The following is an 18,208-nucleotide window of genomic DNA, read 5'->3' on the forward strand; positions in this document are numbered from 1 at the left end:
GGGGCAGGCAGGCTGGGGCGTTGCGGTTCTCGGCGGTTTTGGTGAAGAGGTCGAGGCTGTCTTAGGGCGCAGGGCGGCTGGGCGGTGCGGGCCGGAGTGCGGTGGAGACGAGGGCCGGGCCGAAGTGGAGGCCGGAGCGGTGTAGCCGGAGTTTGGTGACGGACGATGTGGTGTGTGGCATTGACGGGCCCGTTGGAGGAGCGCGAAGCAGAGAGAGGTTTTAGCAGAAGGGGACCGGCGCGGAAATTATAATTCCAGAGGTAAAGTCGCAGCGGCGCGGGAGCGAAGGATCAGAAGCCAGAGACCAGAAGCCAGGGGCAGATGAGGTTGGGGCGGGATTGGAAGGAACGCGGGCGATGTCGGAAAACGCGTTGGGGCTGACGACACGGAGGGCGTCCCGCCATCGGAGAATTGAGAAAATAAAAATGGCCGGGCGCGTGGGGCCCGGCCGGGAAACCAAGACGACTGAGGGGAAGGCTCAGTGAGTGAAGAATGCGATTAGCGGAAGTTGCGTTCGTTGCGGGAGCTGCTGCGTCCGCCTCCACCACCGAAGCCGCTGTTTTCACGGCTGTCGCCACCGGCGAATTCGCGGGGACGTTCTTCGCGGGGGCGGGCTTCGTTCACGGTGAGGGCGCGGCCGGCCATGTCGAAGCCGTGGAATTTTTCGATGACGCGCTGGGCGTCTTCGGGAGAGGCCATGTTGACGAAGGCGAAGCCGCGGGAGCGGCCGGTGAATTTGTCGAAGATGAGATCGACGGCGGAGACGGCGCCGGCGTCGGTGAAGAGATCCTGGAGTTCTTGCGCGGTGGTGTTGAAGGGGAGATTCCCGACGTAGAGCTTGCTTGTCATATACGTTTTTTCCCGCCGCCGTTTTTTCCCGCCGTTCCCGTGCATCGAGTTTCAAATCATCACTGAACTTTCCCGCTCATCGACAATTCACCGTGCTAAGAATCAAACTGCGACGAAAGGGAACGTGGGCGCGTTGAGGGGCTGCGCAAGAGCGGAGAATGCCGGTTTCTGGCATCTAGGGCGGTGGTGTTTGACTACGCAAATTGGGCGGCGGGCGAGCGGAGTTTGCGCGAATGACCAATGACCAATGACCAATGACCAATGACCAATGACCAATGACCAATGACCAATGACCAATGACCAATGACCAATGCGCTGGCGCGGTTAGCAGGGAAGTGGGTGGTCGGGAAGTTATCACTTGAGGCTGAACGGAGGGGGTGTTTTGTCCGGTGCTGAAATCGATTCATTGTGGAAAAAACGCAGACTGAAACAGCCTTAGGGAAAACTGGCTCTCGTTGCCGAACGGGGAGCGGACTTTGAGCATGGCGGCGATCCACGGGATGACGATGGAGCTGGGGGTGCGGTTTGGCCCGGCGGGGAGTGCGGCGCAGGTGCGCGGGCCGGAGATCGGGATCGAGCTGCCGTGCATGGCGGGGGCGGCGCGTGAAGAAATTTTTCTTGGACTAGAGCTGGTGACGGCGGTGCAGGGCGTGATACTTTACCGGCGCGGCGGGTTGTTGGTGGGGCACGCGCGGGAAATTTTCAGCGAGACGACGGTGGAGACGGATGCGCGGCGGTTGTACGAGCGCGTACTGGCGGCGACGGGGAGGCGGCATTTGTACCGGATGTGGAACTACGTGCCGCGGATCAACGATCAGACGGGCGGGCTGGAGCATTACCGGTCGTTTTGCAAAGGGCGGTCGCTGGCGTTCGAGGCGGCGTTTGGCGCGGGATTCGAGCGGCAGCTGCCGGCGGCGTCGGCGGTGGGGAGCGATGGGCGGACGTTGGAGGTGATCTTCGCGGCGGGGGAGGCGGCTCCGCGGCATGTGGAAAATCCGGAGCAGGTGCCGGCGTATCTTTATCCGGTGGAGCATGGGCCGAGGCCGCCGAGTTTTTCACGGGCGACGGTCGTGAGTGAGGGCGGGCAGCGATGGGTTTTCGTGTCGGGCACGGCGTCGATCAAGGGGCACACGACGGTGGGTGCGGGGTCGTTGCGCGCGCAGATCGAGGGGACGCTGGATAATCTGGGGCTGATTTCAGCGGCGAGCGGTGTGGGCGAGAATCTGGGACGCCCGGAGGGCGCAGGCGGTCGTGCGCAGTGGGCGCGGCATTTTAAGGTCTATCTGCGGCGGGCGGAGGATCTGGCGGAGGCTCGGGCGGCGCTGGAGGGTGTGCTGGTTTTCCCGGAGGCGGGGGATCAGGTGAGCTGGCTGCGGAGCGATATTTGCCGGGCGGAGCTGGATATCGAGATCGAGGCGACGCTCCGCGCGTAGCGTGTAGCGCGGAGAAATCACAAACGCCAAAGGTCCAAACGCCAAAGGAAGGAGGCGGAGAGGTTCGCGGGTGATGGGTAGTTGAATCGCGAAGACGCTAAGATCAGAGCGAAGGGACGGGGGCGGATTTTTCACCGCGGAGACGCAGAGGGCGCGGAGGACCGGACGAGGGAGCGTGGGGAATGAAGTAGTGACGAGGCTCGGTGGACGCGGGACTATCAGAGGCGGCGAGCAAGCTCGCGCCCTACAGGCGGAGGGCGGCGCGGAGGGATTGGGTGTCGGGTTTGCCGCGGGGGGTGAGGGGGAAGTCTTTGAGGACGTGGAGGCGCTTGGGGATTTTCCAGGCGGTGAGGCTGCGGTGGAGGAGGGCGCGGGCGTCGGTGGGGGAGAGATCGGTGGCGAGGGCGCAGGCGAGTTCGTCGGGGCGGTCGGGGTGCGGGGCGGCGTAGGCGTCGCGGAGGCCGGGGAGTTTTTTGATCTCTTGCTCGAGGGTAGTGAGGTCGAGGCGGCGGCTGGCGATTTTGATCATGCGGCCGGTGCGGCCGAGGAGAGTGAGTTCGCCGTGGGCGTTTAACGCGGCGAGGTCGGCGGGCATGTGGGCACCGTGGCCGGAGGGTGAGCGGCGGCGGTTTTTGTGGGTGAAGACGGCGGCGCTGGAGACGGTGAAGCGTTTGGTGCGGGTGAAGGTGAGCGTAACGCCGTCGAGCGGGGTGCCGACGGAGCGGCCTTCGAGGGTGGCGTCACCGGTGCGGTCGTAGGCGATGCCGCCGGTTTCGGATGAGCCGTAGAAGTTGTGGATGCGCTGGCCGAATTTTTCGAGGAAGGTGCGGGCAGTTTCGGGTGGAAGAACGGAGCCGGCGGAGATGATGACGCGGAGGCTGCGTAGTGATTCGGCGGGCACGTCGGTGAGCGCGAGGATGCGGAGGATGGCGGGGACGGCGGGGAAGACGGTTGGAGAAAAGCGGGCGCAGTCGGCGGCGAGGGCGTGGTGGAGCGGGGCAGAGGGCGTGAGGATGGCGGTGCCCTGGGCGAGGAGCGGGATGACGAGGTTGCCGAGGCCGTAGGAGTGGCCGAAGGGGATGAGGCCGAGGTTCAGGTCGGCGGGGCGGATGTCCATCGAGGCGCAGACGTTGCGGGCGTCGGCGAGCATTTGGGCGTGGGTGAAGGCGAGGGCGCGGGGTGTGCCGGTGGAGCCGGAGGTGAGTTTGATCAGCGCGGAAGCCGCGCCGGTACGGGGCGGCTTGAGTATTGAGTAGCGAGTAGCGGGTAGCGAGTAGTCGGAAGAGTTGGCGGAGGTACTGGTGGTGACGGGGGTGATCTGGTTGTCGGGCGTGAGGAGGAAGTGGGCGCGGACGGATTGGGCGAGGGTGAGTTGTGAGGAGTGGGATTCGCTGGGGTCGAGGGGGACGGGGACGGCGCCGAGTTGGAGGATCGCCAGGAAAGCGGCGAGCCAGTCGGGGCCGTTGGGGCGGGAGAAGGCGATGAGACGGTTGTTGAAATCGAGCGAGGGATGCGCCGTGCGGAAGATTTGCGCTAGGGTGGAGGCGCGGGCGTCGAGCGAGCGACGGGTGTGAATTTCGCCCGTGGCGGCTTCGATCAGGGCGCGGGCGTCGGGGGCGGCGGACACGAGAGCCGCCCAAGTGGTGAGCAACGTGTCGTGCTCGTTCATGGGCGCTTCGACGGTCGGCCGAGTGGTTCGAGTTCCACCATGAGGAGGGCGGTGATGACGATGAGGCCGACGGTGGTGCCGAGGGCGGCGACGACGGGGATTTTGCTGAGGGCGAGCGCGCCGAAGACGACGGCGGTGCAGAGCGCGGAGAGGCGGATGGAGGGCGGCGGAGGTTCGTGGCGCTGGATGTTTTCGGCGGAGAAGATCGCGTAGTTGTGGCTCAGGCACACGCCGAGGAAGGCGGCGAGGAGGTGGAAGATGTTGAGCGTTTGTCCGCAGAGGCCGAGGAGGCCGAGGGCGAAGAGGCAGGAGCCGGCCGGGATCACGAAGATGCGGATGCCGCGCTTGAAGCCGTAGATGACGAAGACGCTGGCGCCGAGGAGGGCGAGGCCGATGGCGCTGAGTTTGGCGGCGTCGGCGCGGTAGCGGGCGAAGAGCGTGTTGAGCGATTCGAGCTGGGCGACGCTGAAGGTGTTTAGTTCGGCGGGCGGTATCGCGCCGGGTGGGTGATCGGCGAGAGTGAGGAACCAGCTGGGGCCACCGGCGGGATCGAGGTGGAAGAGGAGGCTGAGGGGGCCGGTGAGTTCGCGGCGGAGGTCGGTGAAGAGGGAGGAGTAGGAAGCGGAGGAGTTTAGGGTTGAGGGTTGAGAGTTGAGAGAAGGATTGGCGGCGGTGTTGAGCGTCGGAGAGGCGGTGAGCGCGGACCAAGAGTCGAAGAAGGGGGCGAAGGAGTCGGGGGTGTAGCCGTGTTTTTCGAGGGCGGTGCGGAGGTCGGCGGGGAAGTTTTTGAGGGCGGCGAGATGGGCGGCGCGGGCGTTCCAGTCGGTTTCGGTGGGGAGGAGGAAACCGGCGGAGGCGGCGGGGTTTTCCGGGAATTGGGCGTCGTGCCAGGTGGTGAAGCGGGCGAGGTTGACGCGGGCGGCGGCGGGGGTGTCACCGCGGGTCAGATACGCGGTGCGTTCGGTGGCGTCGCCGAAGAGGGCGCGGACTTCGCCGTCGTTGGCGCGGAGGGCGGGGGCGGGGATTTCGAGTTCGCGGATGTCGTCGCGCCAGCTGAGGAACCAGGGGCCGGCGAGTGCGACGAGTGCGGCGAGGATGAAGAGCGGGGTGATGAAGCGGCGCGAGCGGACGGCGGGGGGGATGACGAGCGGGCGGGTTTCCAGGAAGGCATTTTCCAGTTGGGCGAAATAGAGGATCGCGATCAGCAGGGCGGAGATGAGGCCGGCGCTAACGAAGACGCCGAGTTGCTGGACGAGCGGGAGGTCGGACCAGAAGAGTAGGGAGAAACCAATGACGGTGGTGAGGCAGCTGGTGAGGAGCGGCTTGAGGAGGCGGCTCAAGCGGGAACGGTAGGGTTCGCCGGGGCGCAGCGAGGGCTGCATGTAGAGGTAGAAGCCGTAGTCGATCGCGACGCCGGCGAGGATGGAGCCGATGACGAAGACGAGGACGTGGACGCGGTCGAAGACCATCGTGGTGACGACAAGGGCGCCGAGGGTGGAGAGGATGACGACGGGGACGAGGTGGAGGATTTTCCAGAGGCGGCGGACGAAGAGGCAGACGATGATAAGGACACCGAGGAGCGAGAGCAGGTGGCGGGAGAAGATCTCGGACTTGATGCTGGCTTTGCTCGCGGCGGCGAAGCGGTTGATGCCGGTCCAGCGGAGTTCGGCGCCGGGGGAGATTTTTTTCGCCTCGGCGAGGGCGGTGTCGATCGCGGCGAAGACGGGGTCCTGGCCGGCTTCGCTGAAGGGAGAGTCTTTGACGACGGCCCAGATGAGGGCGGGGCCGGTGGGAGAGGCGGTGGGTTGGGAGGAGGCGAGGCCTTCGACTTTGCCGATGAGCGAGGGAACGAGGAGGAGCGGGTCTTGGGGAATGAGTTCCTGGAAGGCGATGCTCTCGGGGCGGGCGAGGAAGGTGTCGAGGGCGAGGGCGGTTTGTTCGGCGAGCCACTCGGAGAAGGCGGGGGATTCGGAGGAGTTGAGAGCTGAGGGTTGAGAGTTGAGGGACGGAGAGGAAGAGGTGGCGAGGTAGGCGCGGTGTTGTTCGGCGAGCCAGGTGGGGAGGAGGAGGTCCTGGCGGCGGGTGAAGATGAAGACGCCAAGTGCGTCACGGGCGGAGGTGTCGCCGAGTACGACGGCGTCGGATACGGCGGGGGAATTTTTTAGCGAAGCGGCAAAAGCGGCGACGGCGGCGGGTGACGGCGCGGGGTAAGACGAGAAGGGAAAAGGGGCGGAGGACGGGTTGAGAGTTGAGGGTTGAGAGTTGAGAGAAGCAGAAGTGGCGACAGCGGCGGGATCGGTGGCGGTGTTGGGACCGGCGAGCGCGAGGAGGAGGACGCGGGATTGTTGCTGGTCGGTGAGGTCGCGGACGAGGGCGAGTTCGGGCGCGCGTTCGTCGGACGGGATGAGGTCGATGACGTTGGTCGAGATCTTCGCGGAGTAGTCGAGGCGGGCGAGCCAGAGGGCGCAGAGCGCCGTGAAGAGCAACAGGGCGAGGCGGGCGAAGAGTTTCTGGCGAGGCGGTTCCATGCGGTTGAGTCGGCGGCGGAGGCGGAAAGTGGAAACCGCTAATGGACGCTAATGGGCTCTAATGATGAAGGAGAATTTTTGGGGTGTGGATTTTTGAGCCACGGATGTCACGGATGCCGGAGGGGACAGATTTTTAACCACTGATGGGCACTGAGAGGCACTGATTTCGGAAGTGGATATGTCGCCCGCTGGGGGCAGGATTACCACGAGGGGCAGAAGGTTAGCGGGGACGTCGTGTGCTCGAAAGATTAGCGGAAGGATTTTTTGAGTTCTTCGGGGGTGAACTCGGCGTGGGTGCGGACGTCGCCGATGAGGATTTCGATGCCTTGGAAGGCGGACTTTCTCATCTCGATTTTTTTCACGGCGGCTCCCTGGCCGGTGATAACGAGGCGGGTGAGGACGCTGGCGAGTTCGCCGGGGCGTGGGTCGAAGACGAGTTGCCAGTCGTCGCCGGTGCGGAGGCCGTAGAGGTCGAAGTTTTTGGCGAGTTCGGTGAGGTCGAAGCGCATGACGTGGAGGAGCGCGGTCGTGGCGGCCTGGGCACGGGGCTCGTTAGGGAGTTCGCGCTGGCGGCCGCGGGCGTCGCGGAGGAGGACGCCCTGGGCGTCGACGATCATGAGCTGGTTCTCGGGTTTGGTGTAGGCGAGGCTGAGGCCGCGTTCGGGGGAGAGGCGCATGTCGCCCGTGAAGACGACGGGGATTTTTTTGAAAGGGAGGTAGCGGTTTTCGGTGAAGGGGGCGGTGACGTTGCCGTTGGCGGCGAGGGCGGTCGCGAGCTCACGCCAGGGGGCGTCGTTTTGGCCGACGGTGATTTTGTTGGCCGGGGCCATGAGCTCGGCGACGTCGGCGGCGGGCAGAAGAGTGAAGAGCGAAAGGTGAAGGGTGAAAAGGGAGAGGAAGCGGAGGAGCATGGGAAATCCGAAGGTTGAAGGTCGAATGACGAAGGAGGGAAGAGAATGACCAGTGACCATTGACCAATGACCAGTGGGGAAGTCGCGGAGTTTTTTTGGCGTTAGGTTGAGGAGAGCGGGCGATGGTGAACAGCGCGCTCAGCGTGCGCGGTCTACCTAAGAGCGGCGGCGGCGTTGGTGGCGGAGGGCGGCGGGCCAGCGCCAGAGGATGAGCTGGGTGAGGAGGCGGGCGTGGAGCCAGATCATGCGAAGATTGTCGCGCAGATAGTGGAAATGGGAAATACCGCCGTCGGATTTGGCGAGGTAGCGGCAGGTGGCGGGGATGTTGAGCGTGGGGGTGCCGTTCCAGATCATGCGGACGGCGACCTCGGGATCGAAATCGTAGCGGCGGGCGAAGCGAGTGGAGGTGAGTGCGCGATGCAGCGGGGCGAGCGGGTAGACGCGGAAGCCGAAGAGGGGGTCGTCGATGCCGGGGCCGAGGATTTCGAGGTTGGCGAAGAAGATGGAGAGTTTACGGCCTTGGAGGCGGATGTTGGGCGCTTCGGGGCCGAAGATGGGTTTGCCGATGACGAGGGCGGCGGGCGTGGCGGCGGAAGCGGCCATGAAATCGGCGATGCGGTTGGCGGGGTGCTGGCCATCGGCGTCCATGACGAGTGCGTGAGTGAAGCCGGCGGCGAGGGCGGCTTCGGTGCCGGTGAGGACGGTGGCGCCTTTGCCACCGTTGGCGGGGCGGAGGATGACGCGGAGGTGCGGGGTGTGTCGGGAGAGTTCAACTACGGGCTCGTGGGAGGCGTCGGTCGAGGCGTCCACCACGACCCAGACGGGCTGCCAGTGGGCGAGCGCGTCCTGCACCGTCGAGAGGAGGCGCGGGCCGGTGTTGTAGCTCGGGATGAGCAGGAGGTGGGTGGTTGAGGGCGCGGGCGGCACGAGTTGGCAAACGAGGGATGAAAGCGGGACCGGGATTAGGTTAATCGCAAAGATGCGAAGATGCTAAGGTCGGAGCGAAGAGTTTTTGGGTCGATCTACGGGGCAGGTTGTTGCGGAAGCTATTTAGGAAAGGGGGGCGACGGGGGTGGCGGAGGCGGTGAGTTTTTTCGCGACGTAGGCGGTGATCTCGGTGGGGGTGAGAGGGGTGTCGGCGGGGATTTCTTCGCCGAGGGTGACGATCATCCAAGTGGGGAGGGCGGGGAGTTTCCACCAGGCGCGGCCTTTGGTGGTGAGGTTGCGGCTGACCTCGATCGTGATCAGGCGGATGGGGGCGCGGGCGCGGCGGGCGATGAGGGCGAAGCCGGGCTTGAGGGGGTTGAGGCGTTGGCCGGGAGCGGTGCGGGTGCCTTCGGGGAAGATGACGAGGGAGCGGCCTTCAGCGACTTTATCGGAGGCGTCGCGAATGGCGTCGAGGCCGTCGCCTCCGGAGGCGTATCCGGCAATCAATGCCGCGGGGCCGATGGCGGGGTTGCGGAGGAGGGCGGGTTTGAAGATGCAGATGGCGTCGGGGAGCGCGGAGATGAGGACCTGGGCGTCGACGAGCGACGGGTGGTTGGCGACGTAGATGGTGCCGGCGGAGAGTTTTTGATTATCAAAGCCGCGCCAGGTGACGCGGAAGATGTGGGTGGCGTGACACCATTGGCGCCAGAAAATGAACATGCGCTTGATGGCGAGGCGCGTGCCGGGGCCGAGGCGGTGGCGGTTGGGGACGAAGAGGAGAATCGTGCAGACGACGTTCAGGAGAACGCCTCCGGCGCCGAACCAGAGCCAGGGGAGATAGTAGGCGACAGCCAGGAGGCAGTAGCGGAGGCGGCCCATGATCAGCGGACGGGGAGAGGGCGCGGGCGTGGCGTTTCCGGAGCGGCGGCGGGAACGGAGCTGGCGGGTGGATTGAGAGGAAGGAAGTTGAACCACAAATACGGGTCGAGGCGCAGGTGGGCTTCGAGTTGACGGAGGAAATCCTGGAAGTGGGCGTGGGCGCTGGCGAGGTTGGCGGCGCGGGGGCGGGTCTTGTCGGGCTCCCACACGGGGGAGCTGTGGATGATGGTTTCGCCGGCGGTGCCAGGGACGCCGAAGGTGAGCAGCACGGGCATCGCGAAGATGAGTGCGAGGTGGTAGATCGTGAACGGGAAGACGCGGCGGGCGCCGAGGAAGTCGAAGGCTTCGGTCTTGGCACTGAACTCGAGACGGTCGCATTTGAGGGCGACGGAGCCTTCGGAGGCGACGGCTTCTTTGAGGGCGAAGAGGAGATTTTCGGGTTCGTTGACCCAGATGAATTTGAGCCACTGGCCGAAGAGGGCGCCGAGTTTCTCGGTGTCGTGGGAGTTGCCGACGCGCTGGCGGACCATGAAGACGCGGTGATTTTCGACGGGGCCGAGGAGGAAGCCGAGGAGGTCGGAGTGGCCGACGTGGAAGGATCCGAGGAAGGCGTAGCGGCCGGAGTTGACGAAGGTCTTGAAGTGCTCGGAGCCAGGGGCGAGGACGGTGCGGGGGATGCGTCCGCTGGCGGCGCGAAGTTTGATGAGGAGGGATTCCTCGAAGGCGAAGAAGTGGCGGAAGATTTCGCGCAGGCGGGGTTCGCGGCCGAGGATGATGCGGAGGTAGTCGCGCGAGTGGCTGCGCTGTATCGGCATCGCGGCGACGCTGACCCAGGTGCCGAGGGCGCGGAGGGGGCGGTAGAGGAATTCGGGGAGGATGCGGTCGAGGAAGGTGATGGCGCTGAAGCCCCAGCTCGGGCCGGGGTTGCGGGGGCTGGCGGGCTTCGCTTCGCCGGAGGCAAGGTGCGGAGCGGCTGTGGGCGCGCTGGCGGCGGCGGGAGGCGCGGAAGGAGCGGACGTTTTTGCTGACGCGTTCATGACCAGGTCAGCGCGAGGCGAACGCCGGGGGCGGCGAGAAGGTCGAGGGAGCGGCGTTGGTGGAGGGCGTCGAAGAAGTCGGGGAGGGCGAGGGCGGCGGAGTCGGGCGACGCGCTGGAAGGCGATGGGGGGCGTGAGGGCGATTCGTCGGTGGAGGTAAGTATTATGCGACCGAGGGTGTCGGGTGTGGCTTCGCGGGTGAGGGCGAGGGTGAAGGCGAAGGTGCGTGGGCTGGCGGAGTTGCTGGCGAGGAGCCAGGTGCCGCGTTCTTCGCCGCCGCAGAGGAGGGCGCGAGGGGCGTCGGCGAGCCAGGCGGTCTGGAGGGCGCGGACGACAAGGTGGGCGCGACCGGTGACGGGGAAAAATTCGCGGATGGGTTGCTGGCGTCCGATGAGCGCTTGTTGGACGGCGCTGGGGTGGATGGAGGTCTGGAAGAGCGTGGGGCTGGCGGTGGGGAAGCTGTCGAGGTAGGCCTCGAGGGCGCGGGTCTCGGCGTATTCGGAAGCGTAGATGAGGGCGTCGGTTTCGGCGGGGACGAGCGGAAGTAGTGTGTTTCCCACGACGAGGCCGAGCTGGGTCATGCGGCGGCTGGCGAGTTTTGGGAAAATTTCCTTGAGGCGCTCGCGGGTGGTGGCGGGTTCTTCGAGGTCGGCTGAGTCGGTGCGGAGGGCCTGGATGAAGAGCTCGGAGGAAGAGTAGCGAGTAGCGGGTAGCGAGTAGTGAGTAGACGGAGAGACCTGAGGTTCGGAGCTCGGCGCAGAGCTGATCGAGAACGGAGTGGCGGAGACGGGGAGAGTGAGGGAGGGCTGGGGTGCGGGGGCTTTGGCGAGGAGGAGGGCGGCGTGGGCGCCGCCGAATGCGTTGCTCGTACAGAGGACGCTGTCGAAGGATGTGTTATCGAAGGGCTCGAAGGCGATGGCTTCGCTGAAGCCGGGGGAGCGGGCGCCGATCGAGCCGGGGGTGCGGCCGGTGCGGAGGGATTCGGTGGCGAGGGCGAGTTCGACGATGCCGCAGCTGCCGAGGGTGTGGCCGAGGGAGCCTTTCCAGGAGACGAGGGGGGCGGCGGGGAATTGTTTCGCGAGGGCGCTAGCTTCGAGTCGGCCAGCTTCGAGGGTGCCGGTCCCGTGGCCTTTGAGCCAGAGGCGTCGGTTTTGCGCGAGTGGCGCGAGGCCGGAGAGGCAGGCCGCGAACCCAGTGCCGTCGGCCTGGTTGGCGGTGAAATGGTGCATCTCGTTGTGCAGGCTCTGGCCGAGGATGGCGAAGTCGCCGCAGTCGCGAGTGAGGACGGCGAAACCGGCGCCGTCGCCCAAGCCGATGGAGCCGACGGGACGGTTTTCGTAGGGAGCGGGGAAATCGGCGTTGAGGATTTTCAGCGCGTGAAAGCCGCCGGCGACGAAGGGGCTGAGGAAGTCGAAGCTAAAGACGAGGGCCTCGTCGGCGAGGCCGGCGTGGAGCGCGCGGGCGGCTTGCAGCAGTCCTAGATGCGCGGATACGCAGGCGTGCGAGAAGGTGGTGACGTTTGGCCCCCAACCGAGCTCGCGGCGGAGCCAGTCCACGCAGGCGCTGGGCGTGCCGTAGCGAAGGTGGGCGGGATCGCCGGTGCGACGGAAGGCGTAAAGGCTGCCGACGCCGAAGTTACTGCTCGTGACAAACACTGGATGGCGCGGGCCGCCCCAGTTGTTTCCCGGAATGGTGGCGACGAGCGGGCGGAGAAATGCGAGCCAGTTGGGCGGGGCGGATTCGTCGAGAGGACGACCCGGGCAGAGAGCGAGTGGAACGAGGTCCCCACCGGAGGTCCCGAGGACGGGAGCGGGCTGAAGGGCGCGTTGGCCGGAGAGCAGGGCGACGTGGGTGGCGCGGGCGTCGCCCAGCGCGGTGAGGCAGCCGGTGGCGGCGAGGCGGGCGGACGTGTTGGCGAGGGAGGCGGCCACGGCGAAGGGCGGAGAGGTCAGACGAGTTATCTCGCGCAGACGAACGCCGGATCAGGACGGGAGGCGGGCGGGGTCGGCGCGTTCGCGGACGAAGTCGGTGAGGGACTTGATGCTGGCGAGGGCGGTGCGGGACTCTTCGCTGTTGCTGATTTTGATGCCGAATTCTTTTTCGAGGCGGACGACGAGTTCGAGGGCGTCGATAGAATCGAGGTTGAGGCCGGCGCCAATGAGAGGTTCGTCATCAGCGATTTCGGCAGGCGTGACGCCTTCGAGTTTGAGGGCTTCGACGATGAGGTGTTTGAGGCGGTCAACGAGCGGGTCGGTCATGCGATGAGGGGGTAGGAGATGAGGAGGTTAACGAGGGCTCGCAAGTCTGGAGGCAGGGGGAGGGAAAGGCTGGCGACGGGTGTTTTGCAGGGCCGACGGGAGCGGAATCGTGGGTTGACAGGGGCGGGGTGATGTTTTGTCCTGACCCTCTTTTTCAAATGAGCACGACCGAACCGACCACCCAACGCAGCCTCACTCCCGAGGAGTTTCCCTTCACCGATCCTTCCTTGATGGTCCGCTACGTGACCGATACCGGCAAGATTTTGCCACGCAAGTACACGGGTCTCTCCGCCAAGCAGCAGCGCCGCGTTACGAAGACGATCAAGCAGTCCCGTAACATGCTGCTCGCGAAGTAAGCGAAGCGACTATGTCACTTTTTCAGGCCGGAGTTTTCTCCGGCCTTTTTTGTGTCCATGAACAAAGCAGCGATCACGAAGACGATGCGGGCTAACGGGAAGACAGCGAAGGCGGGACGCGCACGCGTGTATCGCGGGACGGCGCGCAATCTGGCGCGGCTGGCGGGGGTGTTGCGCGAGGGCGGGATCGTGGCGGTGCCGACGGAGACGGTTTACGGGCTGGCAGGGGATGCGTTGAATGCGGCGGCGTGCCGGAAGATTTTCAAGGCGAAGGGACGGCCGGCGAACGATCCGTTGATCGTGCATATCTGGGAGCTGGCGCAGCTGAATGTGCTGGCGGAGCGAAATGAGGCGGTGGACAAAGTGGCGGGGGCATTCTGGCCGGGGCCGTTGACGATAGTGCTGCCTAAGAAGGCGGTGGTGCCGGATCTGGTGACTTCGGGGCGGCCGAGTGTGGCGGTGCGGATGCCGAGGCACCGGATGTTTTTGGAGTTATTGAAGCGGTGTGGAAGGCCGCTGGCGGCACCGAGTGCGAATCCGTTTGGGTACATCAGCCCGACGACGGCGGCGCATGTGCGGGAGAGTCTGGGCGGGAAGATTGATTTTATTTTGGACGGTGGCGACGCGGAGGTGGGGCTCGAGTCCACGATTCTGGATCTGCGCGATCCGAAGAATCCGGCGGTGCTGAGGCCGGGGGCGATCTCAGTGGGGGAGATTGCGAAGGTGCTGGGGCGGCGCGTGGGCGTGGTGAAGAAAATTGCAGATTTGGAAGCGGCAGGCTCAAGCGGGGCGAAAGTGGGCTCGGGGGGGGGAGAGATTGCGCCGGGGATGTTGTCGAAGCACTATAGTCCGAAGACGGCGATCACGCTGCACCGGAAGCTGAGCACGGCGGTGGTGAAGGCGTTGCGGGCGGATGAGGCGGCGGTGTTTTTGTTCAAGCCGGCGGGCGGAGAAGGAAAGCCGGGGACGCGCGCGGGTGCGAAGGCGAAGAATGTGTTCTGGTTATCGGAGCGCGGGGATTTGCGGCGGGCGGCGCGGGGATTATTCGGGATGTTGCGCGCGCTGGATGGCGGGCAGTGGAAACTGATTCACGCGGAGCTGGCTCCGGGGACGCCGGATGGGTTTGCGGCGGCGATCAATGACCGGCTGACGCGGGCGGCGGCGAAGCGGTGAATCGCGCGGCGTAGCCGCGCGAAATCTCAAAGGCCAGAGGGACAAACTCCAAAGTCGGGGAGGCCGGGCCGATTGGTGGAAGTGGGGCGGCCTAGACGACACGGAGATCGTCCCTCCAAGAGAGCGGTAAAGCCCAAGGCAGCGGGGTGGGGGCACCCCGCCTACATCAAAGCGCTATTTCAGCGGGGACTGGGTGTCGTCTTTTTTAGACATGACGACGTAGTAGTCTTTGTAGGACTTGTCGGTGTACTGGCCGTAGTAGTAGCCCGAGACGTTCATGTTGAGGCCGTTGAGGACGGCGCCGAAGTTGGGGACGTGTGAGTCGATAAGGCGGCGGGCGGCGTACTGGGCGGCGCGGCGGCGGACTTTGTTGAAGAAGACGGTGAAAATGGAGCCGTCGACGAGCGGAAGGATGATGAGCGCGTCGCTGACGGCAGCGATGGGTGGCGTGTCGATGAAGACGCGGTCGTAGCGGGTGCGGAGGTCGGCGATCATGTGCTCGAAACCGGCGCTGTTGAGAACGTGCGTGGGGTTTTTGGCGCGGCCGCCGGCGGGGATGATGTCGAGATTCGGGTGCGGGCCTTTGACGACGACGTCTTCGACGCGGGTGTCGCCGCCGCACAGATCGATGACACCGCGCTGATTGGCGATGCGGAAGGATTTGTGGATGTTGGGGCGGCGGAGGTCGCAGTCGATGACGACGACTTTTTCGCCGTGGGCGGCGAAGGTGAGCGCGAGATTGGTCGTGGTGAAGGATTTGCCCTCACCGGGGATGGTGCTGGTGACGAGGATACACTTGGCGGCGCGGGCGTCGTCCTTCAGGCGGAGGCTGGAGTGAAGTGTGAGGAAGGCTTCGGAGACCTGGCGGTCGGCGTGGTTGGCGACGACCTGGGCTTTTTCGGGGGCGGGCATTTTCCGCACCTGGGGGATGATGCCGAGGAGGTGAAGGCCCATCTGTCCTTCGATGTCGAAGGAGCTCTTCACGCGGTCGTCGATGAAGGCGACGAAGATGGCGACGGCGAGACCGAGGCCGAGGCCGCCGACGAGACCGAGGCCCAGGTTGAGGAGGATGACGGGTTTGACGTATTGCTCGGGCTGGGACGGGAAGGCGCGGTCGATGACGCGGGCGTTCTGAGTGTCGAGCGTGCTGGACATGGTGGTCTCGCGCATCCGGCCCATGAGGTGCTGGAGGACTTGCTCCTCGATCTTGAGTTCGCGATCGAGGCTCTCGTATTCGACGCCGGCGCGGTCGATGCCGAGGGACTGGGTTTCCTGCTCAACGAGGCCGGAGCGGGCTTCGTCGGCGTTGCGGAGGGCGGACTGGTAGTCACCTTCGACGATGGAGGCGGCCTCAGCGGTGGCCTTGGCGAGCTCGGCGTCGATCTGGGACAACATGCGGGTGGCGTCGATCATGCGCGGGTGTTTCGCGCGGTAGCGTTCGCTGAGCTGGGCGACGACGACTTTTTGCTCGGCCTGCTGTTTCTTGAGTTCGCCGATGATGGGCTGGATGGCGATGAAGGAGAGTTCGGTGAGGTCGCGGCCGGCGGCGCGGAGTTCCTGGATTTGTTTCCAGCGGACCTCGGCGTCTTTGAAGCGGGCGTTGGTCTGAGTGACGATGATGTTTCGTGCCTTGAGAGTCTCGGTGACCATGTCGCGGCGCTGGTCGAGCGAGACCATCTTGTGCGTTTCGCGGTAGGTCTGGAGGCGGGTGGCGAGCTCTTCGACCTTCTTGCGCTGGTCGTTGACGCGGGCGCGGAGTTCGTCGACGGCCTTCATGGATTCGTCGATACGGACGCGGGAGTTGTAGGCGATGAACTCGTCCACGAACATGTTGGCGATGTCGGAGGCGAGGACGCGGTCGGGGTGGCGGTACTGAACCTCGATGATGAGGCTCATACGGCGCGGGATGACGCGACGGTTTTTGAAGAGCACCTCGGCGGGGGTGAGTGGGTCGCCGCTGCCGCCTTTGAGGTAAGGCGCCATGAACTGGGCGAGTTTTTCGCCGGTGAGACGGTCGGAGACCTTCTGGATGATCGTGCCGCTTTCGAGGATCTGGACGATGGTGTTGAGGTCTTCGAGGGAGCGGACGTCGTTATCGGTGACGGACTGGACTTTGAGGACGGCGGGGTCGCGGCGGAGGATCTGGATGAGGGAGCGCGACTGGTAGATTTTGGTCTGCGTGAGGGTGTAAACGAGGACGCAGGAGAAGATGACGAGGAAGACGGCGAGGATGTACCAGATGCGTTCGCGCAGGATGAGGACGTAATCCTGGAAGCCGCGCTGCTGGGGGCCGTCGGGTGGTTGTTGATACGCGCCGTAGCCGTAGGGGGACTCGGGCGCCTGATCGGGGCCGCCGTGGGGAGCGGGGGAAGCGGGAGGGTTCATGGGGGCGGATCAGAGGACGCGCTCGGGGACGTAAACGGTATCGCCGACCTGGAGAACCCATTTTTCGGCGGAGGCGCCTTTGTTCATGAGCTGGTCGGCGTTGATTTCGACGGTCTCGCTTTTGCCATCGGTCGAGGTGCGGGTGAGTTTGACGCGTTTGCGATCGGCGAGGCGGTTGAAGCCGCCGGCGCGGGTGATGGCGTCGATGAGGTTGAGTTTTTGCTCCTGAGGAAAGGGGACGGCGCCGGGGAGGTTGACGTTGCCGAGGACGTTGACGGTGCGTTTGGCGTATTCGACGACGACGAGGGTGATCTGGGGGTTGACGAGGAAGTCGCGGTCGTAGAGGTCACGGATTAGCTGCTCGGCCTGGCGGAGGGTTTTGTTGCGCAGATCGACTTGGTTGATGAGGGGGAGGTTGATGGTGCCTTCCTGGGAGATGCGGACTTCGCGGAGGAGGTCGGGCTCCTGGAAGACCTGCACTTTGATCAGGTCTTGGGGCTGGAGGAGGAAATCGCCAGAGGGGACGGACGGCTCTTGGGCGCGGAGGGCGGTGAGGGCGAGTCCGGTGAGCAGGAGTGTCCGGAGGAGATTGAGGAGTCGGAACATAGAAAAGCCGCGCGAGTGTTCTTCGCGCGGCAGGTCAGGTCAAGAGGGGCTCGACCGGTTGACGGTTTAGAAGCGGAGGGCGGCGCCGAGGCTGATGATGCTGTTGTCGAAGTTGGCGCCGTTGAGGGAGGAGTCGTTGGAGCGGTAGTTGTAGGCGGCGGTGATTTTCGCGTGGTCGTTGATGAGGTAGGCGAGGCCGAGGCGGCCGTCTGTGTAATCGTCGTCGCGACCGCTGAAGTATTCGAGCTGCTGGTAGGTGAGGCCGAGGGAGCCTTCCCACTGGGCGGAGAATTTGGTGCGCAGGGTGGGGGCGATGGTCATCGTTTTCTGCGAGATACCTTCGGCGCTGGTGGTGTAGTCGTTACCGAGGAAGAGGGTGAGATCGGTCTTGGCGGTGATGACGTACTGGAACTCGGCTTCGACGCCGACGCCGGTTTCTTTGTCACCGGTCTCGGGTTTGCGCTCGTTGTAACCGACGCTGAAGTAGCCGCTGAATTTTTCGGTGACGGGGATGCGGGCACCGACGTTGTAGTAATAGTCTTTCGAGTCGCCGGCGCTGATGGCGAGGGAGGTCTGGCGGTAACGGAAGCCGGCGCTCAGATCGAGTTTCTCGGAAACGGCGTAGTAGTAGTTAAAGGGGACGGTGATTTCCTCGATGTCGATGTACGAGGAGCTGTCGTAGTCGGTGTCCGTCCAGCTGATGCCGAGGCCGGTGGAGCTTTTTTCGGAGATGCTGATTTCGGAGTCGGCGCTGGCATCGAGCACATCGCGGTTGACGAGGGTGCTGCCGCGGATGTCGCGGGTGCTTTGGGAGAGCTCGCGGTAGGAGGCGTCGAGATCGAGTTTAAGTTTGGCGTCGTCGTAGGAGAGGTTGAAGACGGAGGAGAGGAGTTCGTCGTCGAGGGAGTCGTTATCGAGGTAGCGGGTGAAGGTCTCGGCGATTTTGAAGGAGCCTTTGGTCTGGGCGCCCTGGCCGAAGGTGAGCTGGAGGCCGGGGGAGAGTTCGAAGATGGTGTCATCGACCTCGGCACCGTTGGTGAGGAAGATGTTGTCGTCGGTGCGCGCGCTGATGTCACCGGTGATGAACAGTTCGGCGGATTCGCCGACTTTGGTGATGGCTGAGGCCGTGGAGGCAAGACAGGCGAGTGCGGCGATTCCGCAGGCTAGGTTCTTCATGTAGGCAGGGTGTGTGGTCGT

At 64.8% G+C, this 18,208-nt stretch carries 15 protein-coding genes; 3 read left to right on the forward strand and 12 right to left on the reverse strand.

Annotated elements, in window-relative coordinates; translation table 11 throughout:
- Positions 1 to 498: 498 nt before the first annotated feature.
- Positions 499 to 849 carry an RNA recognition motif domain-containing protein gene (locus tag CMV30_RS10710; protein WP_096056021.1) on the reverse strand — a complete coding sequence of 117 codons (351 nt, stop codon included), beginning with the start codon at positions 847 to 849 and terminating at the stop codon, positions 499 to 501.
- Between the two features lie 482 nt (positions 850 to 1,331).
- Here CMV30_RS10710 and CMV30_RS19870 point away from each other — a divergent pair, with 482 nt between their 5' ends.
- On the forward strand, positions 1,332 to 2,282 hold the full coding sequence (locus CMV30_RS19870) for a chorismate transformation FkbO/Hyg5 family protein (protein ID WP_175414828.1): 951 nt from the start codon (positions 1,332 to 1,334) through the stop codon (positions 2,280 to 2,282).
- Positions 2,283 to 2,526: 244 nt separating this feature from the next.
- On the opposite strand, the gene CMV30_RS10725 is transcribed toward CMV30_RS19870, so the two are convergent.
- The 8 genes from CMV30_RS10725 to CMV30_RS10755 all read right to left on the reverse strand — a co-directional run bounded on the left by CMV30_RS10725 (position 2,527) and on the right by CMV30_RS10755 (position 12,491).
- Positions 2,527 to 3,951 carry a class I adenylate-forming enzyme family protein gene (locus CMV30_RS10725; RefSeq protein ID WP_096056023.1) on the reverse strand — a complete coding sequence of 475 codons (1,425 nt, stop codon included), beginning with the start codon at positions 3,949 to 3,951 and terminating at the stop codon, positions 2,527 to 2,529.
- The gene (locus CMV30_RS10730) at positions 3,948 to 6,479 is read right to left on the reverse strand and encodes an MMPL family transporter (protein WP_096056024.1); all 2,532 of its coding nucleotides are present in this window, start codon (positions 6,477 to 6,479) and stop codon (positions 3,948 to 3,950) included. The genes CMV30_RS10725 and CMV30_RS10730 overlap by 4 nt, the downstream gene beginning before the upstream one ends.
- Positions 6,480 to 6,727: 248 nt before the next feature.
- On the reverse strand, positions 6,728 to 7,390 hold the full coding sequence (locus CMV30_RS10735; RefSeq protein WP_096056025.1) for an outer membrane lipoprotein carrier protein LolA: 663 nt from the start codon (positions 7,388 to 7,390) through the stop codon (positions 6,728 to 6,730).
- A 156-nt stretch (positions 7,391 to 7,546) separates the two neighbouring features.
- Positions 7,547 to 8,317 (reverse strand): glycosyltransferase family 2 protein, encoded by a 771-nt coding sequence (locus CMV30_RS10740; protein ID WP_096056026.1) that lies wholly within the window; start codon positions 8,315 to 8,317, stop codon positions 7,547 to 7,549.
- 123 nt (positions 8,318 to 8,440) lie between these two features.
- Positions 8,441 to 9,196: a lysophospholipid acyltransferase family protein gene (locus CMV30_RS10745; RefSeq protein ID WP_175414829.1), complete on the reverse strand. Its 756-nt coding sequence runs from the start codon at positions 9,194 to 9,196 to the stop codon at positions 8,441 to 8,443.
- A 2-nt stretch (positions 9,197 to 9,198) separates the two neighbouring features.
- Positions 9,199 to 10,233, reverse strand: coding sequence for a hypothetical protein (locus tag CMV30_RS19875; protein ID WP_175414830.1), 1,035 nt, complete (start codon positions 10,231 to 10,233; stop codon positions 9,199 to 9,201).
- Positions 10,230 to 12,164, reverse strand: coding sequence for a beta-ketoacyl-[acyl-carrier-protein] synthase family protein (locus CMV30_RS10750; RefSeq protein ID WP_096056028.1), 1,935 nt, complete (start codon positions 12,162 to 12,164; stop codon positions 10,230 to 10,232). The genes CMV30_RS19875 and CMV30_RS10750 overlap by 4 nt, the downstream gene beginning before the upstream one ends.
- A 51-nt stretch (positions 12,165 to 12,215) precedes the next feature.
- Positions 12,216 to 12,491, reverse strand: coding sequence for a phosphopantetheine-binding protein (locus CMV30_RS10755; protein ID WP_096056029.1), 276 nt, complete (start codon positions 12,489 to 12,491; stop codon positions 12,216 to 12,218).
- Positions 12,492 to 12,649: 158 nt separating this feature from the next.
- Here CMV30_RS10755 and rpsR point away from each other — a divergent pair, with 158 nt between their 5' ends.
- Together rpsR and CMV30_RS10765 are read left to right on the forward strand one after the other, a co-directional pair.
- The gene (gene rpsR / locus CMV30_RS10760) at positions 12,650 to 12,847 is read left to right on the forward strand and encodes a 30S ribosomal protein S18 (RefSeq protein ID WP_096057721.1); all 198 of its coding nucleotides are present in this window, start codon (positions 12,650 to 12,652) and stop codon (positions 12,845 to 12,847) included.
- Positions 12,848 to 12,904: 57 nt separating this feature from the next.
- Entirely contained in the window at positions 12,905 to 14,020 is a 1,116-nt protein-coding gene (locus tag CMV30_RS10765; RefSeq protein ID WP_245844115.1) for an L-threonylcarbamoyladenylate synthase, read from the forward strand.
- 174 nt (positions 14,021 to 14,194) lie between these two features.
- On the opposite strand, the gene CMV30_RS10770 is transcribed toward CMV30_RS10765, so the two are convergent.
- The 3 genes from CMV30_RS10770 to CMV30_RS10780 form a co-directional block, all read right to left on the reverse strand.
- The gene (locus CMV30_RS10770) at positions 14,195 to 16,405 is read right to left on the reverse strand and encodes a GumC family protein (protein WP_096056030.1); all 2,211 of its coding nucleotides are present in this window, start codon (positions 16,403 to 16,405) and stop codon (positions 14,195 to 14,197) included.
- A 9-nt stretch (positions 16,406 to 16,414) separates the two neighbouring features.
- The gene (locus tag CMV30_RS10775) at positions 16,415 to 17,011 is read right to left on the reverse strand and encodes a polysaccharide biosynthesis/export family protein (protein WP_096056031.1); all 597 of its coding nucleotides are present in this window, start codon (positions 17,009 to 17,011) and stop codon (positions 16,415 to 16,417) included.
- Positions 17,012 to 17,077: 66 nt separating this feature from the next.
- Complete coding sequence (locus tag CMV30_RS10780) at positions 17,078 to 18,187, reverse strand: outer membrane beta-barrel protein (protein ID WP_096056032.1); 1,110 nt, start codon at positions 18,185 to 18,187, stop codon at positions 17,078 to 17,080.
- Positions 18,188 to 18,208: the final 21 nt, after the last annotated feature.

The organism is Nibricoccus aquaticus, assembly GCF_002310495.1.
Taxonomy (GTDB): Bacteria; Verrucomicrobiota; Verrucomicrobiia; order Opitutales; family Opitutaceae; genus Nibricoccus; species Nibricoccus aquaticus.

Coding starts and splice junctions, on each gene's coding strand:
- CMV30_RS10710 (WP_096056021.1), bottom strand. CDS start 849: ATGACAAGCAAGCTCTACGTCGGGAATCTCCCCTTCAACACCACCGCG.
- CMV30_RS19870 (WP_175414828.1), top strand. CDS start 1,332: ATGGCGGCGATCCACGGGATGACGATGGAGCTGGGGGTGCGGTTTGGC.
- CMV30_RS10725 (WP_096056023.1), bottom strand. CDS start 3,951: ATGAACGAGCACGACACGTTGCTCACCACTTGGGCGGCTCTCGTGTCC.
- CMV30_RS10730 (WP_096056024.1), bottom strand. CDS start 6,479: ATGGAACCGCCTCGCCAGAAACTCTTCGCCCGCCTCGCCCTGTTGCTC.
- CMV30_RS10735 (WP_096056025.1), bottom strand. CDS start 7,390: ATGCTCCTCCGCTTCCTCTCCCTTTTCACCCTTCACCTTTCGCTCTTC.
- CMV30_RS10745 (WP_175414829.1), bottom strand. CDS start 9,196: ATGGGCCGCCTCCGCTACTGCCTCCTGGCTGTCGCCTACTATCTCCCC.
- CMV30_RS19875 (WP_175414830.1), bottom strand. CDS start 10,233: ATGAACGCGTCAGCAAAAACGTCCGCTCCTTCCGCGCCTCCCGCCGCC.
- CMV30_RS10755 (WP_096056029.1), bottom strand. CDS start 12,491: ATGACCGACCCGCTCGTTGACCGCCTCAAACACCTCATCGTCGAAGCC.
- rpsR (WP_096057721.1), top strand. CDS start 12,650: ATGAGCACGACCGAACCGACCACCCAACGCAGCCTCACTCCCGAGGAG.
- CMV30_RS10765 (WP_245844115.1), top strand. CDS start 12,905: ATGAACAAAGCAGCGATCACGAAGACGATGCGGGCTAACGGGAAGACA.
- CMV30_RS10770 (WP_096056030.1), bottom strand. CDS start 16,405: ATGAACCCTCCCGCTTCCCCCGCTCCCCACGGCGGCCCCGATCAGGCG.
- CMV30_RS10775 (WP_096056031.1), bottom strand. CDS start 17,011: ATGTTCCGACTCCTCAATCTCCTCCGGACACTCCTGCTCACCGGACTC.
- CMV30_RS10780 (WP_096056032.1), bottom strand. CDS start 18,187: ATGAAGAACCTAGCCTGCGGAATCGCCGCACTCGCCTGTCTTGCCTCC.